The following is a 15,802-nucleotide window of genomic DNA, read 5'->3' as shown; positions in this document are numbered from 1 at the left end:
CGATCACCTCACCTCAAAAGACAACGCACCTCGAACGGAGGAGTCCCATGGCGAACGAAGAGCATGAAGACAACACCATTTACAAAGTCGTCGTGAACCACGAGGAGCAGTACTCGATCTGGCCCGAATACCGGGAGAACCCCGTCGGCTGGCGCGACGCGGGCAAGGCCGGCACCAAGGCGGAGTGCCTCGAGCACATCAAGGAGGTCTGGACCGACATGCGGCCGCTCAGCCTCCGCAAGCAGATGGAAGAGGGCCGGTCGTCGTGACCGACGCGAGCGCGTCGTCCACGTCGGAGGCGACGTCGGCGGCCACGTCAGAGGCCATGTCGGCGGCCACGCCAGAGGCCATGTCGGCGGCCACGCCAGAGGCCATGTCGGCGGCATCGCGGCAGGCGCCCGAGGACGCGGCGCGGCGCAAGGCGGCAGGCCTCTCGCGGTCCTGCTTCCCCGGCGGCGCGCTGCCGCTCGTCGCGAGCCCTGCCGGCCGCGGCGACGACGCCAGCGTCCACGCGCTCGCCGCGGAGATCCGGGCGTGCGCGGAAGAGGCGCTCCCCCGGCACGGAGCGGTGCTGTTCCGCGGCTTCCCGGTCCGGTCGACCGCCGACTTCCACGCCTTCGTCAGGCTCGTGACGCCGGAGCTGCTCGACTACACGTTCGGCTCGACGCCGCGCTCCCACGTGCAGGACCGCATCTACACGTCGACGGAGTACCCCGCTCACCAGCACATCCCGCTCCACAACGAGCAGTCGTACACGCTCGATTGGCCGCTCAAGATCTGGTTTCACTGCGCCGCGGCCGCGCCCGAGGGGGGCAGCACCCCGCTCGCCGACAGCCGCGAGGTCTTCCGGCGCATCCCCGCCCGGATCCGGGAGCGCTTCGCGGCAAAGCGGGTGATGTACGTGCGCAACTACGGAAACGGCCTGGACCTGCCGTGGCAGAAGGTCTTCGGCACGAACGACAAGGCCGAGGTCGAGCGCTTCTGCCGGGCGGCAGGCATCGCGTGCGAGTGGAAGGCCGACGGCGAGCTGCGCACTCGCCAGGTGTGCCAGGCCGTGGCCACCCACCCGCGCACCGGCGAGCACGTGTGGTTCAACCAGGCCCACCTGTTCCACGTCTCCAACCTGGACCCGGCCACACGAGAGGCGCTCCTCTCGATCTTCACCGAGCAGGACCTGCCCCGAAACGCCCTGTACGGCGACGGATCGCCCATCGAGGGCGCCGCGCTCGACGAGATCCGCGACGTGTACAGGCAGCTCGCCGTGGAGTTCGCCTGGCGAGAGGGCGACGTGCTCCTCGCGGACAACATGCTCGTCGCCCACGGGCGCGCGCCCTTCCGCGGGCCGCGCAAGGTCCTTGTAGCCATGGCCGAGCCGTACCGGGCCAAAGCCTCCTGAGGTTCTTTCATGCGTGAGGATGTCTTCGTTTTTCCGATGAGCTTCGCCCAGGAGCGGCTGTGGTTTCTCGCCCAGCTCGAGCCGGAGAGCGCTTCCTACAACCTGGCCACGGCCGTGCGGCTCACCGGGTCGCTCGACGTCGCCGTCGTGGAGCGGTGCCTCTCCGAGATCGTGCGCCGGCACGAGATCCTGCGCACGACGTTCGCCGTCGTCGACGGCCAGCCCTCCCAGGTCGTCCAGCCCGAAGGGGCGCTGCGCCTCGAGCGGCTCGACCTCGGCGCCCTGCCGCCGGCGCAGCGAGACGCCGAGGCCCGGCGCCTCATCGAGCGCGAGGCGCGGCGCCCGTTCGATCTGGTGAACGGCCCGCTCCTCCGGCTCACGCTCCTGCGGCTCGGCCCGGAAGAACACGTCCTCCTCTGGGTGGTCCACCACATCGTCTTCGACGGGTGGTCCACGAGCGTGGTCCTCGCGGAGTTCGCCGCGCTGTACACGGCGTTCGTCGCGGGCCAGCCCGCCCCCCTCGCCGACCCGACGCTCCAGTACGCGGACTTCGCGCACTGGCAGCGCCAGCGCGTCGAGGGCGGGCTGCTCGAGGCCCAGCTCGCCTTCTGGAAAGAGCAGCTCTCGGGGCAGCCGGGGGTGCTGGAGTTGCCCGCGGATCGCCCCCGGCCGGCGACCCAGCGGTACAGGGGAGCGCGGCGGTTCTTCCGCGTGCCCGGGCCGCTCGCCGAGGCGCTCGGCGCCCTCGCGCGCCGCGAGGAGACGACCCTCTTCGCGGTGCTGATGGCGGCGTTCCAGGCGCTCCTCGCCCGCCACGCGGGGACGTTCGATATCAGCGTGGGCACGCCGGTGACGAACCGGAGCCGGGCCGAGCTGGAAGGGCTCGTCGGCTGCTTCGCCAACACCGTCGTGCTCCGCACCGACCTCTCCGGGGATCCGCCGTTCGCGCGGCTGCTCGCCCGGGTCACCGAGACCGTGCGCGCGGCGCAGGCGCACCAAGAGGTGCCCTTCGATCAGGTCGTGGAAGCCGTGAGCCCGGTCCGGGACCTGAGCCACGCGCCGCTCTGCCAGGTGATGTTCGCGCTCCAGCCGGTGCTCGGGCGGCCGCTCCAGATCCCGGGCCTCGGGGTGCGCCTGCTCGATCTGGACGTGGGCGGCGCCCAGTTCGACCTCTCGCTCGACATGGCGCCCGACGCGGACGGGCTGGCAGGCGCCCTCGAGTACGACACCGACCTGTTCGACGAGGCCACGATCGCGCGGATGGCCGACCACCTCCTGCGCCTGCTCGCAGGCGCGGCGGCGAGCCCGGCGACGCGCCTGTCGGAGCTGCCGATGCTCGCGGCCGAGGAGCAGCGGCAGGTGCTCGGGTGGCGGACGACCGGGGCGCTCCGCCGCGCCCCGCGCGCCGTGCACCGCATGTTCGAGGAGCACGCCGCGCGCGCGCCCGAGGCGACGGCCGTCGTCCACGAGGAGCGGCGGATCTCGTACGGCGAGCTCGATCGCAGGGCCAACCAGCTGGCGCAGCTGCTCCGGCGGCGCGGGGTGGGGCCGGAGGTCCGCGTGGGCCTCTGCCTCCCGCGCTCGATCGAGATGATCGCCGCCGTGCTCGGCGTGCTGAAGGCGGGCGGCGCCTACGTCCCGCTCGATCCCAACCTCCCCCGGGACCGGATCGCCGCGCTGATCGGCGGCGCCGGGATCCGCGTGGTGATCGCCCAGGGCGACGCGGCGACAGGCCAGCTGCCCGGCGTGGAGGTGATCGACCTCGACGCCGGCTGGACGTGCGTGCGCCGCGAGCTCTCCTCCGCACCGCCCCCGCCGGCCGGCGAGCCGGCGCCCGAGCAGGCGGCCTACATCCTCTACACGTCCGGCTCGACGGGGACGCCGAAGGGCGTCGTGATCCCGCACCGGGCGATCGCGAGCTTCGTCGACGTGGCGGCGGGGGTCTACGAGATCTCGTCGAGGGACCGGGTGCTGCAGTTCGCGTCGCTGAGCTTCGACGCGAGCGCGGAGGAGATCTTCCCGTGCCTCGCGCGGGGCGCGACGCTCGTGCTGCGCACCGAGGCCATGCTCGAGTCGGTCGCCGGGTTCCTCTCGGCGTGCGGCGCGTGGGGCGTGACCGCGGCGGTGCTGCCGACCATGTACTGGCACCGCATCGTCGCGGGGCTCGCCGAGGGCGCGACCCTGCCGCCGTGCCTCCGGCAGGTGGTGATCACCGGCGAGGCGGCCCTGCCGGAGCGCGTGAGCGCCTGGCGGGCGGCGCCGGGAGCAGGGCGCGTCCGCCTGCTGAACGCCTACGGCCCGACCGAGACGACCGTGACCGCGACGGTCAGCAACCTGACCGCCGCGGACCCGCGCGACGCGTGGGCGGTCCCCATCGGCAGGCCGATCGCGAACACGCGGGCGTACGTGCTCGACCCGGCGGGCCAGCCGGTGCCGGCCGGCGTCGTCGGAGAGCTGTACCTCGGCGGCCAGGGGCTCGCGCGCGGGTACTGGGCGCGCCCGGACCTGACCGCGGAGCGCTTCGTCCCCGACCCCTTCGCGGAGCAGCCAGGAGGGCGGCTCTACCGGACGGGCGACAGGGCGCGGTGGCGGGCCGACGGGCAGCTCGAGTTCGCCGGCCGCGTCGATCACCAGGTGAAGCTGCGCGGTTTCCGGATCGAGCCCGGGGAGATCGAGGCGCGGCTCGGCGAGCAGCCCGGGGTGCGCGAGGCGGTCGTGATCGTGCGGCAGGACCGGGCGGAGGAGCGGCGGCTCGTGGCGTACGTCGCGGCCGGCGCGGGCGTCTCGCCGGAGCAGCTCCGGCGCGCGCTCAAGGAGCAGGTGCCGGACTACATGGTGCCGTCCGCGTTCGTCGTGCTCGAGGAGCTGCCGCACACGCCGTACGGCAAGATCGACCGGCGCGCGCTGCCGGCGCCCGTCGAGGCGGCCGGCGCGGCCCTCGGGCCGCGCACGCAGGCCGAGGCGGCGCTCGCGGGGATCTGGGCGGAGCTCCTGGGTCGGCCTGCGGTGGGGGTCCAGGAGAACTTCTTCGAGCTGGGCGGCGACTCGATCCTCGCGCTGCAGGTCGTCTCCCGCGCGCGCGCCGCGGGCCTCTCGCTCACGCCCCGGCAGATCTTCCAGCACCAGACGGTCGCGGACCTGGCCGCGGTGGCGGCGCCCGCGTCGGCGCCCGTCGCGGAGGCAGAGCTCACCGGCGACGCGCCGCTCACGCCGATCCAGCGCTGGTTCTTCGAGCTGGGCGGGCCCAATCCGCACCACTGGAACCAGACGGTGCTGCTCGAGCTGCGGCAGCGGGTCTCCTTCGAGGCGCTCACGGCCGCGGTCCAGGCGACGGCCGAGCACCACGGCGCGCTGCGGCTGCGGTTCACGCGGGAGGCGGACGGATGGCGCCAGCGCCACGGAGGCTCGGCCGCGGAGGCGGTCGCGCGGGTCGAGCTGGTCGACCTGGCGGACCTCCCCGCCGAGGCGCAACCCGCGGCGCTGGCGCGCGCCGCAGGCGAGCACCAGGCGCGGCTCGACCTGGCCGAGGGGCCACTCCTCCGCGCGGTCCTCTTCGAGCTGGGCCCGGACCGCCCCGGCCGCCTCCTGCTCATCGCCCACCACCTCGTCGTCGACGCGGTCTCCTGGCGGATCCTGATCGAGGATCTCCAGACCGCCTACCAGCAGCACCACGGCGGCGAGGCGATCCAGCTCCCGGACGAGACCCTCTCGTACGGCGCGTGGGCCCGGCGCCTCTGCGCGCACGCCCGGTCCGAGGAGGTCGCGCGCCAGGCGGAGGCGTGGCTCGCGGCGAGCCGCCCCACGGCGGCGCTGCCCGCGGACGATCCGGCCGGCGGGTCGCTCGAGGCGGAGACGGTCTACCTGACGCAGTTCCTCGGCGCCGACGACACGCGCGCGCTGCTGCAGGCGACGCCCGCGTACCGGATGCGCGTGGACGAGGTCCTGCTCGCGGCGTTCGCCGGGGCGCTCGCGCGGTGGACGGGCGATCCGGCCGTGCTCATCGACCTGGAGGGGCACGGGCGCGACGCGCTCGACGACCTGGATCTCTCCCGGACCGTCGGGTGGTTCACGAGCATCTACCCCGTCCGGCTGGAGGTCCCGGCCGGCGCGGCGCCCGACGGCGCGCTCAAGGCGACGAAGGAGCAGCTCCGCGCCGTCCCCCGGGGCGGCGCCTCGTACGGGGTGCTCCGGTACCTGGGCGAGGACGAGCGGGCGGCGCGGCTCCGGGAGCGCGCGGCGCCCCAGGTGAGCTTCAACTACCTCGGGCAGTGGGACGACCTCTTCGCGTCGAGCGCGCTGTTCGCGCACGCCGAGGGCGACGTCGGGCGCGACCACGACCCGCGCGCGCCGCGGGGCTACGAGCTGGAGGTCGACGCGGCCATCGTCGGCGGGCGGCTCCGGGTGATGTGGAACTACAGCGGAGCCCGGTACCGGCCCGAGACGATGGCGCGGCTCAGCGAGGACTTCGCGGCGCGCCTGCGCGCCCTCGTCGCGCACTGCCTCGCGCCGGACAGCGGCGGGTACACGCCCTCGGACTTCCCCCTCGCGCGGCTCGACCAGGCCAGGCTGGACCGCCTGCTCGGGGCCGGGCGCGGCGTCGAGGACGTCTATCCCTTGAGCCCGCTCCAGCAGGGGTTGCTCTTCCACAGCCTCTGGGAGCCCGGCTCTGGCGTCTACGTCGAGCAGGTGACGTGCAGGCTGGAGGGGGCGCTCGACCTCGACGCGTTCCGCCGGGCCTGGGAGGCCGTCGTCGAGCACCACGGCGTCCTGCGCACGACCTTCGCGTGGGAAGGCGCCGACGAGCCGCTCCAGATCGTGCGCCGCGGGGACGCTGCAGGGGCGGTGGAGATCGAGCTCGAGGACGTCCGCGGCGCCGGGGCCGAGGAGCAGCGGGCGCGGATGGCCGCGCGCATCGACGCCGATCGCGCGAGGGGCTTCGACCTGGCCCGGGGGCCGCTGACGCGCGTCTCGCTGCTGCGCCTCGGGGACGAGGCGTACCACGTGCTCTGGAGCCACCATCACCTCCTCCTCGACGGGTGGGCGGCGTCCCTCGTGCTGCAGGACGCCTTCGCCGCCTACGACGCCCTGCGCAGCGGCCGGCCTGTCGCGCTGTCGGCGCGCCGGCGCTACCGCGAGTACATCGGCTGGCTGCGCGCGCGGGACGCGGGCGCCGAGGAGCCGTTCTGGCGAGGCGCGCTCTCGGGCTTCAGCGCGGCGACGCCGTTGCCGCTCGACGGCGTGGGGCGCGCGACGCGCGAGGCGCGCGAGACGTGCGAGACGTTGACGGACGGGGCGAGCGGGTACGGGGCGAAGATCGTGGCGCTGTCGGAGGCGGCCACGGCGCGCCTGCAGCGCTTCGCGCAGCAGCACCGGGTGACGACGAGCACGCTCGTCCAGGCCGCGTGGGCGCTGCTGCTCAGCCGGGCCGCGCGGAACGACGACGTGCTGTTCGGGATCACGGTGGCCGGGCGGTCGGCGCCGCTGGCCGGGATCGAGGCCATGGTGGGGCTCTTCATCAACACGCTGCCCCTGCGCGTGGCCGTGCCCCAGGCCGCCACGGTCGCGGGCTGGCTGCGCGAGCTCCAGCAGACGACCACCGAGCTCGGCGCCCACGAGCACACGCCGCTCGCGCAGGCGCGCGCGTACAGCGCGATCCCGGCGGGACAGCCGCTGTTCGAGAGCCTGCTCGTCTTCGAGAACTACCCCACCGATCCTCGGACCCAGGAGGGGTTGCCCGGGCTCGGCGTCCGCGACGTCGCCTTCGCGGACCAGACCAACTACCCGCTCACCCTGGCCGTCCTGCCGGGAGGTCAGCTCCAGCTCCGCCTGTCCTACGACCGGCGGCGGTTCGACGAGGAGGCCGCTTCCCGCCTGCTCGGCCTCGTGGAGGAGGCGCTCCGGCAGCTCACCCGCCGGCCCGAGGCCAAGGTAGGCGAGCTGTCGCTCCCCGGCGAGCTGGAGTCCCGGCGCGTCGTGAAGGAGTGGAACGCGACCGAGCGCGCCTATCCGGACGAGCGGCGCGTCCACGAGCTGTTCGAGGCGCAGGTCGAGCGGACGCCGGACGCCGTGGCCGTGATCTTCGACGAGAAGCGGCTGAGCTATCGAGAGCTCAACCAGCGGGCCAATCAGGTCGCCCACGCGCTCAGGCGGCGCGGCGTCGCGCCCGACGGGCTCGTCGCCATCGCCGCAGAGCGCTCCGTCGAGATGGTCGTCGGGCTACTCGGCATCCTCAAGGCTGGCGGCGCCTACGTCCCCATCGACCCGGAGTACCCCGCCGACCGCATCGCCTTCATGCTCGAGGACGCCGCCGCGCCCGTCTTGCTCAGCCAGTGGCCCGTCGCCTCGCGCCTGCCCGCCCACCGCGCCAAGGTGCTCTGCCTCGACGTAGACCGCGCCCAGATTGACAGGGAACCGACTGGCAACCTCGGCATCCCGGTCTCGCCGGACCACCTCGCTTACACCATCTACACCTCGGGCTCGACCGGCCGGCCCAAGGGCGCCGGCAACAGCCACCGCGGCCTGCTCAACCGGCTGCAATGGATGCAGGAGCGCTACGGGCTCACCGCCGAAGACAGGGTGTTGCAGAAGACCCCCTTCAGCTTCGATGTCTCGGTCTGGGAGTTCTTCTGGCCCCTGATCACCGGCGCCGGCCTCGTCGTCGCGCGCCCCGGCGACCACCGCGACGGCGAGCGGCTGGTGGAGCTCATCACCCGCCACAGCGTCACCACCCTGCACTTCGTCCCGCCCATGCTCCAGGCCTTCCTGGAGACGCCCGGCGCCGACTCGTGCCGCTCGCTGCGCCGGGTCATCTGCAGCGGCGAGGCCCTGCCCGCCGAGCTCGCGCGCCGCTGCTTCGAGCGCCTGCCCGACGCCGAGCTCCACAACCTCTACGGGCCCACCGAGGCGTCCATCGATGTCACCGCCTGGGCCTGCAGGCCAGAGGACGCCGCGGTCCCCATCGGGCACCCCATCGCCAACACGCAGATCTACCTGCTCGACCGACACGGACAGCCCGTGCCCGCCGGCGTACCCGGCGAGCTCCACATCGGCGGTGTCGGCCTCGCCCGCGGCTACCACCGCCGGCCCGCCCTCACCGCCGAGCGCTTCGTGCCCGATCCGTTCGGCGCCGCGCCCGGAGGGCGGCTGTATCGGACAGGGGATCTGGCACGACACAGGCCCGACGGTGCCATCGAGTTCCTCGGACGCCTCGACCACCAGGTCAAGATCCGCGGCCTGCGCGTCGAGCTCGGCGAGATCGAGGCGCGCCTGCTCCAGCACCCGGACGTCCACGAGGCCGTCGTCGTCGCACGCGACGAGGCCCACGGCGGAAAGCGACTCGTCGCCTACGTCGCGGGCCGCGATGGATCCGCGCTCGAGCCCGAGGCGCTGCGCGCCTGGCTCGCCGAGACGCTCCCGGCCTACATGGTGCCGGCGCCGATCGTCGCCCTCGACCGACTCCCGCTCTCCCCCAACGGAAAGGTCGACCGCCGCGCCCTCCCCGCCCCCGAGGCGGCGGCGCTCGGCCATCGTCCCTATGTAGCGCCCCGGACCGAGGCGGAGCGGATCCTCGCGGAGGTCTGGGCGGAGGTGCTGCACCGCGCGCAGGTCGGCGTCGAGGACAACTTCTTCGAGCTGGGCGGCGACTCGATCGTCACCTTGCAGGTCATCGCGCGCGCCGCCCAGCGGGGGCTGCGCCTGACCCCCAAGCTGCTCTTCGAGCACCCGACCGTGGCCGAGGCCGCGGCGCAGCTGACCGTGGCGGACGCGCCAGAGGAGGCGCCGCCCGCGCCGCCGCCCGCCCCCGAGACCCCTGATGCCGGCCTCTCCGCGGAAGAGTGGAGCGCTCTCCTCGACGAGCTCCAAAGGTGAACCGTGTCTACCAAGCCTGATCCCTCTGCCAACATCGAAAGCGTCTATCCCCTCTCCCCCATGCAGGAGGGGATGCTCTTCCACACGCTGCTCCGCCCCTCCTCGGGCGTCTACCTCATGCAGAACCGCTATCGCATCGAGGGCGATCTGCAGATCGACGCGTTCGAGCGGGCCTGGCGAGAGGTGGTGGCGCGGCACGCGATCCTGCGCACCTCCTTCGTCTGGAAGAGCCAGAAACGCCCGCTCCAGGTCGTCCACAAGGCGGTGGAGCTGCCGTTCGAGGTGCTCGACCTCCGGGGCCTCACCGCAGAAGCCCAGGAAGCGCGCATCTCCAGGGAGCTCCGCGACGAGCTCGACCGAGGGCTCGACTTCGGCAAGCCGCCGGTGATGCGCCTGCGCCTCGTCCGGCTGGGCGACCGGACTCACGAGCTCGTCCACAGCTTCCATCACATCCTCCTCGACGAGTGGTGCACGTCGCTGCTGATGATGGACTTCCTCGCCCACTACGAGGCGCTGGTCCGGGGCGACGCGACGCGCCCCCCGCCCGCGCGCCCTTACCGCGATTACATCGACTGGCTCGGGCGGCGCGACGTGAAGGCGGCAGAGGCGTTCTGGCGGGGCGCCCTCGCGGGCTTCGGGGCCCCGACGCCGCTCGGGTTCGAGGAGCGCTCCACCGGCGCGGCGGCCGCGGACCACGGCGAGATCGACGACCTCACGGTCCGGCTCGGCGCGGAGCCCACGGCCGCGCTGCGCGCGCTCGCCCAGCGCCATCGCCTCACGCTCAACACGATCGTTCAGGGCGCCTGGGCCCTGCTCCTCAGCCATTACAGCGGCGAGCGAGAGGTGCTGTTCGGCGTCACCGTCGCCGGTCGCCCGCCGGAGCTGCCAGGCGTCGAGTCGATCCTCGGCCTCTTCATCAACACGCTGCCGCTGCGCGTCCCGGTCCCCGCGGACGCGCCGCTCCTGCCGTGGCTCGCCGCGCTGCTCCACAAGAACCTGGAGCTGCGGCAGCACGAGCACACGCCGCTCGTGGACATCCAGCGCTGGAGCGAGATCGAGCGCGGACAACCGATGTTCCAGAGCCTCCTCGTGTTCGAGAACGCGCCTGTCGACCCCGCCCTCCGCGAGGGGCGGATCGTCTTCCGGGTCGGGGACGTCCGCGACCGCGTCCACACGAACTACCCGCTCACGATCATGTCGTGGCCCGACACCGAGATGCCCCTCAAGCTGTCGTACGACAGGTCGCGCGTCCGGCCCGAGCTCGCCGCGCGGCTGCTCGGGCACCTCCGCGCCCTGCTCGAGGGCATGGCCGCGCGGCCCGACGCGCGCCTCGGCGACCTGCCGCTCCTCACGCCGGCCGAGCGGCAGCAGGCGCTCGTCGCGTGGAACACGACCCCGGCGGTCGAGGAGGACCTCTCGTCCTACGCCGCGCGCTTCCACGCCCAGGTCGCGCGGACGCCCGACGCCATCGCCGTGTCGTGCGCGGATCGGCGGCTGACGTACGCCGCGCTGAACCGCGACGCCAACCGCGCGGCGCACGCGCTCCGCGCGCGCGGGATCGGCCCCGAGCAGCGGGTGGCGCTGCTCGACGACCGGGGCATCCCGCTGCTCACCATGATCCTCGCCGTCTTCAAGGCCGGCGGGGCGTACGTGCCGATCGACCCCGCCTACCCGGCCGAGCGCGCGGCGCAGATCCTCGCCTCGAGCGAGCCCCGCGTGGTGCTGACGCGCGAGCGACACCGCGGCACTTTGGAAAGAGCATTTGCTTTGCTGCCCGAGGGGCGCCGGCCGGCGATCGCGACGCTCGAGGGCGCCCTCGACGAGGCCTCGTCCGACGAGAACCCGGAGGAGCGCGGCGGGCGCGGCGGGCGCGGCGGGCCGGAGAGCCTCGCCTACGTCATCTACACGAGCGGCTCCACCGGGGTGCCCAAGGGCGCGATGGTCGAGCGGCGCGGGATGCTCAACAACATGCTGAGCAAGATCCCGCGGCTCGGCCTCGCGGCGGGCGACGTCATCGCGCAGACGGCGTCGCCGTGCTTCGACATCTCGGTCTGGCAGTTCCTGACGGCCCTGCTCTTCGGCGGCGCGGTCGACATCGTGCCCGACGAGACAACGCGCGATCCGGGCCGCCTGCTCGAGCACGTCGAGCGCCGGGGGATCGCCGTCGTCGAGGTCGTCCCCGCCGTGCTCCAGGGCATGCTGGACGCGGCGCTCGCGCCCCACGGGGAGGAGATCGAGCGCCCCGCGCCGCCGGCGCTGGCGCGGCTGCGCTGGATCCTGCCGACAGGCGAGGCGCTCCCCGCCGCGCTCGCCAGGGCGTGGCTCGACCGCTTCCCGGCGGTGCCCCTCATGAACGCCTACGGGCCCGCGGAGTGCTCGGACGACGTGGCGCTGCACGCGATCGCCGCGCCGCCCGCCGCGCACGAGGCCCAGGTCCCGATCGGAAGGCCGGTGGACGGCCTGCGGCTCTACGTGCTGGATCACCTGCTCGCCCCGTCGCCCGTCGGCGTGACCGGCGAGCTGTACGTGGGCGGCATCGGCGTCGGGCGCGGCTACCTGGGCGAGCCGGGCCGCACCGCCGCCGCGTTCCTCCCCGACCCGTTCAGCCAGGCGCCGGGGCGCCGGCTCTACCGGACCGGGGATCTCGGTCGCTACCGCGAAGACGGCACGATCGAGTTCGCCGGCCGGAGGGATCACCAGGTCAAGCTGCGGGGCTTCCGCATCGAGCTCGGCGAGATCGAGGCGCGGCTCGCCGAGCACCCCGCCGTGCAGGAGGCCGCGGTGCTCGTCCGCGAGGACCGGCCTGGCGTGCGGAGGCTCGTCGCCTACGTGGCCGCGGGCGCTGACGTGGCCGCGGGCGCTGACCTGGCCGCGGGCGCTCCGGCGCCGGCCGCGGGCGCTCCGGCGCCGGCCGCGGAGGCGCTGCGCGCGTGGCTCGCGGAGCGCCTGCCCGAGTACATGGTGCCGCCGGTCTTCGTGCTCCTGCCGGCGCTCCCCCGCACGGCGAACGGCAAGGTGGACCGCCGCGCGCTGCCCGCCCCCGACGGCGGCGATGCGCGGAGCCACGTGGCGCCGCGCACCGCGACCGAGGAGCTGCTCGCCGGGATCTGGGCCGAGGTGCTGGGCGTGGAGCGGGTCTCCGTGGAGGACTCGTTCTTCGACCTCGGCGGCCACTCGCTGCTGCTGACGCAGGTCCTCTCGCGCGCGCGCCGCGTGCTCGACGTCGAGCTCCCGCTCCGCGCGCTCTTCGAGACGCCGACCGTGGCCGCCCAGGCGCGCGCCGTCGAGGCGGCCCGGCGCGGCCCCCTGGCCCCGCCGGCGCCGCCGCTGCTCCCGCAGTCGCAGAGCCCGCAGCCGCAGAGCGGCCCGCCGCCGCTCTCCTTCGCGCAGGAACGCCTGTGGTTCCTCGCGCAGCTCGAGGAGACCGCGGCGTCCTACAACGTCCCCGCGGCGGTGCGCCTGCTCGGGCCGCTCGACGTGGCCCGGCTCGAGCGCAGCTTCGCCGCGGTGGTCCGCCGCCACGAGTCGCTGCGCGCCACGTTCGAGGAGCGCGACGGCCGGGCGGTGGCGATCGTCCACGCCCAGCTGCCGGTGACGCTCTCCCTCGACGACCTCGGCGACGTGCCCGAGGCGGCGCGCGAGACGGCGGCGCTGCGGCGGCTCGAGGCCGAGGCCCGCCGGCCCTTCGACCTCCGCGGCGGGCCGCTGCTCCGGATCGCGCTGGCGCGCCTCGGCGAGCGCGAGCACCTCCTGCTCGTCGTCCTCCACCACATCGTGTCGGACGGCTGGTCCATGAACGTCCTCGTCCGCGAGGTGGCGGAGCTCTACGCCGCCGACGCGGAGGGGCGCGCCGCGGCGCTCCCGTCGCTCCCGATCCAGTACGCCGACTACGCCCGGTGGCAGCGCGCGTGGCTCACGGGGGCGGCGCTCGACCAGCAGCTCGCGTACTTCCGGCAGCGGCTCGGCGCGGAGCCGCCGGTGCTGCGGCTGCCCACCGACAAGCCGCGGCCCGCCGCGCGGTCCTACCGGGGCGCCCGCCTCAACTTCGCGCTCCCGCGCGAGCTCTCCGACGAGCTCGGCGCGCTCGCGCGCGGCCAGGGCGCCACCACGTTCATGCTGCTCCTGGCCGCGTTCCAGGCGCTCGTCGCGCGCCTCAGCGGCCAGACGGACCTGTGCATCGGGACGCCCGTCGCCGGCCGCACGCGCGTCGAGGTCGAGGGGCTCATCGGGCTCTTCGTCAACACGCTCGTGCTGCGGGCAGATCTCTCGGGGGACCCGCGCTTCACCGATGTCCTCGCGCGCGCACGAGAAGAGGTGCTCGCCGCGCAGGCGCACCAGGACCTGCCGTTCGAGCAGCTCGTGAAGGCGCTCCGGCCGGCGCGGGATCTCGGCAGCACCCCGCTCTTCCAGGTGATGTTCTCGCTCCAGGAGGCCTCGCGGCGCGCGCTCCCGCTCGCCGACCTCGAGCTCCGGCCCGTCGAGGTGGACCCGGGCAGCGCCCAGTTCGACCTCTCGCTCCACATGGCGACCGCGCCGGAGGGGCTGAGCGGCTCGTTCGAGTACAGCACCGAGCTCTTCGAGGAGCGCACGATCCGCCGCATCGCGGACGACCTCCGCGCCCTGCTGGAGGCGATCGCAGCGCGGCCGACGGCGCGGCTCGGCGAGCTCCCGCTGCCCATGGCGCCGGCGCCGCCCGAGCCCGCGCCGCCCGAGCCGCCCGCGCCGCCCGAGGCAGCGCCGGCGGCGGCGGCGATCGTCGAGGCAGCGCCGACCGCCGGCGCAGGAGGAGCGCCCCCGGCCGCGGCGCCGGACGCCGCGCCCGCCACGGACGTCGAGGCGGAGCTCGCGCAGATCTGGGCCGCGGTGCTGGGCCGCGAGCGCGTCGGCCGCCACGACAACTTCTTCGCGCTGGGCGGCGACTCGATCCTGAGCCTTCAGGTCGTGTCCCGCGCGAAGCAGGCGGGCCTCCGCCTGACGGCGCGGCAGATGTTCCAGCACCAGACCCTCGCGGAGCTCGCGGCCGCCGCGGGCGTCGCCTCGGCCGCAGACGCGGAGGCCGAGGAGGAGCCGGAGGCGGGCGACGTCCCCCTCACCCCGATCCAGCGGCGGTTCTTCGCGCGCGATCTGCCGAACCCCCACCACTGGAACCAGGCGCTCCTGCTCACGGTCGCCGAGCCGCTCGAGTGGCCGGCGCTGGAGGCCGCCGTGCAGGCGCTCCTGCGCCACCACGACGCGCTGCGGATGCGCTACGTGCCGCGCGACGTGCCGCGCGACGTGCCGCGCGACGTGCCGCGCGACGTGCCCGACGAGCGCGGCTTCCGCCAGACGCTCGCGCCAGCCAGCGAGCCCGCCCAGGTCGTGCACCGGGCGGACCTCGCCGCCGTGCCCGAGGCCGAGCAGCCGCGGGCGCTCGAGGCGCAGGCGACCCGGTGGCAGGCCAGCCTGGACCTGACGGCAGGGCCGCTCCTGCGCGTGGTCGCGTTCGATCTCGGCGCCGGCAGGCCGGGGCGGCTCTTGCTCGTCGCGCACCACCTCGTCGTCGACGGCGTGTCGTGGCGGGTCCTCCTCGAGGACCTCGAGGTCGCCTACGATCAGGCGCGCCGCGGCGCGCCGGCGCAGCTGCCCGACAGGACCACCTCGTTCGCGCGGTGGGCGGCGCGCCTCGAGGCCGCGGCGCAGGAAGCCGTCCTCCAGGAAGAGGCGACCTACTGGCTCGAGCTGCCCTGGGATCGCCTCGCGCCGCTGCCCGTCGACGCGCCGGCGGGGGATCGCGCGGAGACGGCCATGGCCACGCTCAAGGTGGGCCTGAGCGGGGCGGAGACGCGGTCGCTGCTGGAGGCGGTGTCGGAGGCGTACAGGACGCGCATCGACGAGTTCTTGCTGGCCGGGCTGGCCCTCGCCCTCGGGCGGTGGACCGGACAGCCGCTCTCGGCGATCGAGGTCGAAGGCCACGGGCGCGAGGCGCTCGACGGGGCCGACCTGGATCTATCGCGCACGGTCGGCTGGTTCACGAGCGCTTACCCGGTGCTGCTCGAGGTGGCGCCGGACGCGGCGCCGGGCGCCGTGCTCAGGACGGTGAAGGAGCAGCTCCGCCGCGTCCCGCGGCGCGGCCTCTCCTTCGGCGCGGTGCGGGAGCTCGGGACCGGGGCGATCGCGGAACGGCTGCGCCGCCTGCCGGCGCTCGGCGTCGGCTTCAACTACCTGGGGCAGTGGGACCAGGTGGTGGGCGCCGGCGCGCGGTTCTCCCTGGCCGAGGAGTCGCCCGGCGCCGAGCACGACCCGCGCAGCCCGCTCGCGTACGAGATCGAGATCGACGCGGCGGTGTACGACGGCCGGCTCGAGGCGACCTTCCGCTACAGCGCCGCGCGGTACCGGCAGGAGACGGTCGCGGCGGTCAGCGCGCTGTGGCGCGACGCGCTGAGAGAGCTGATCGCGCACTGCCTGTCACCCGACGCCGGCGGCTACACGCCGTCGGACTTCACCGACGTCGCGCTCGCGTCGGACGAGCTGGACTCCATCCTCGAAGCTTTGGACTGA

Annotated in this window: 4 protein-coding genes; all 4 read left to right on the top strand. The window is 74.5% G+C overall.

Going from position 1 to position 15,802, the window contains the following annotated elements; genetic code table 11:
* Positions 1 to 47: 47 nt before the first annotated feature.
* The 4 genes from WME85_RS49190 to WME85_RS49175 are packed head-to-tail and all read left to right on the top strand — an operon-like array spanning position 48 to position 15,802.
* Complete coding sequence (locus WME85_RS49190) at positions 48 to 269, top strand: MbtH family protein (protein WP_437305955.1); 222 nt, start codon at positions 48 to 50, stop codon at positions 267 to 269.
* A complete protein-coding gene (locus WME85_RS49185) occupies positions 266 to 1,396 on the top strand; it encodes a TauD/TfdA family dioxygenase (RefSeq protein ID WP_437832130.1) in 1,131 nt (376 codons plus the stop codon). Before WME85_RS49190 ends, WME85_RS49185 begins: the two co-directional genes overlap by 4 nt.
* Positions 1,397 to 1,405: 9 nt before the next feature.
* Complete coding sequence (locus WME85_RS49180; protein WP_437832128.1) at positions 1,406 to 9,265, top strand: amino acid adenylation domain-containing protein; 7,860 nt, start codon at positions 1,406 to 1,408, stop codon at positions 9,263 to 9,265.
* Between the two features lie 3 nt (positions 9,266 to 9,268).
* Complete coding sequence (locus tag WME85_RS49175; RefSeq protein WP_437832125.1) at positions 9,269 to 15,802, top strand: amino acid adenylation domain-containing protein; 6,534 nt, start codon at positions 9,269 to 9,271, stop codon at positions 15,800 to 15,802.

The organism is Sorangium sp. So ce1153, assembly GCF_051521595.1.
Lineage (GTDB): Bacteria > Myxococcota_A > Polyangia > Polyangiales > Polyangiaceae > Sorangium.
The sequence above is the reverse complement of the archived record's forward strand: the minus strand, read 5'-3'. Positions and strand labels throughout refer to the sequence as shown.

Excerpts from the sequence above, each read along its gene's own strand:
- WME85_RS49190 (WP_437305955.1), top strand. The coding sequence starts at position 48 with ATGGCGAACGAAGAGCATGAAGACAACACCATTTACAAAGTCGTCGTG.
- WME85_RS49180 (WP_437832128.1), top strand. The coding sequence starts at position 1,406 with ATGCGTGAGGATGTCTTCGTTTTTCCGATGAGCTTCGCCCAGGAGCGG.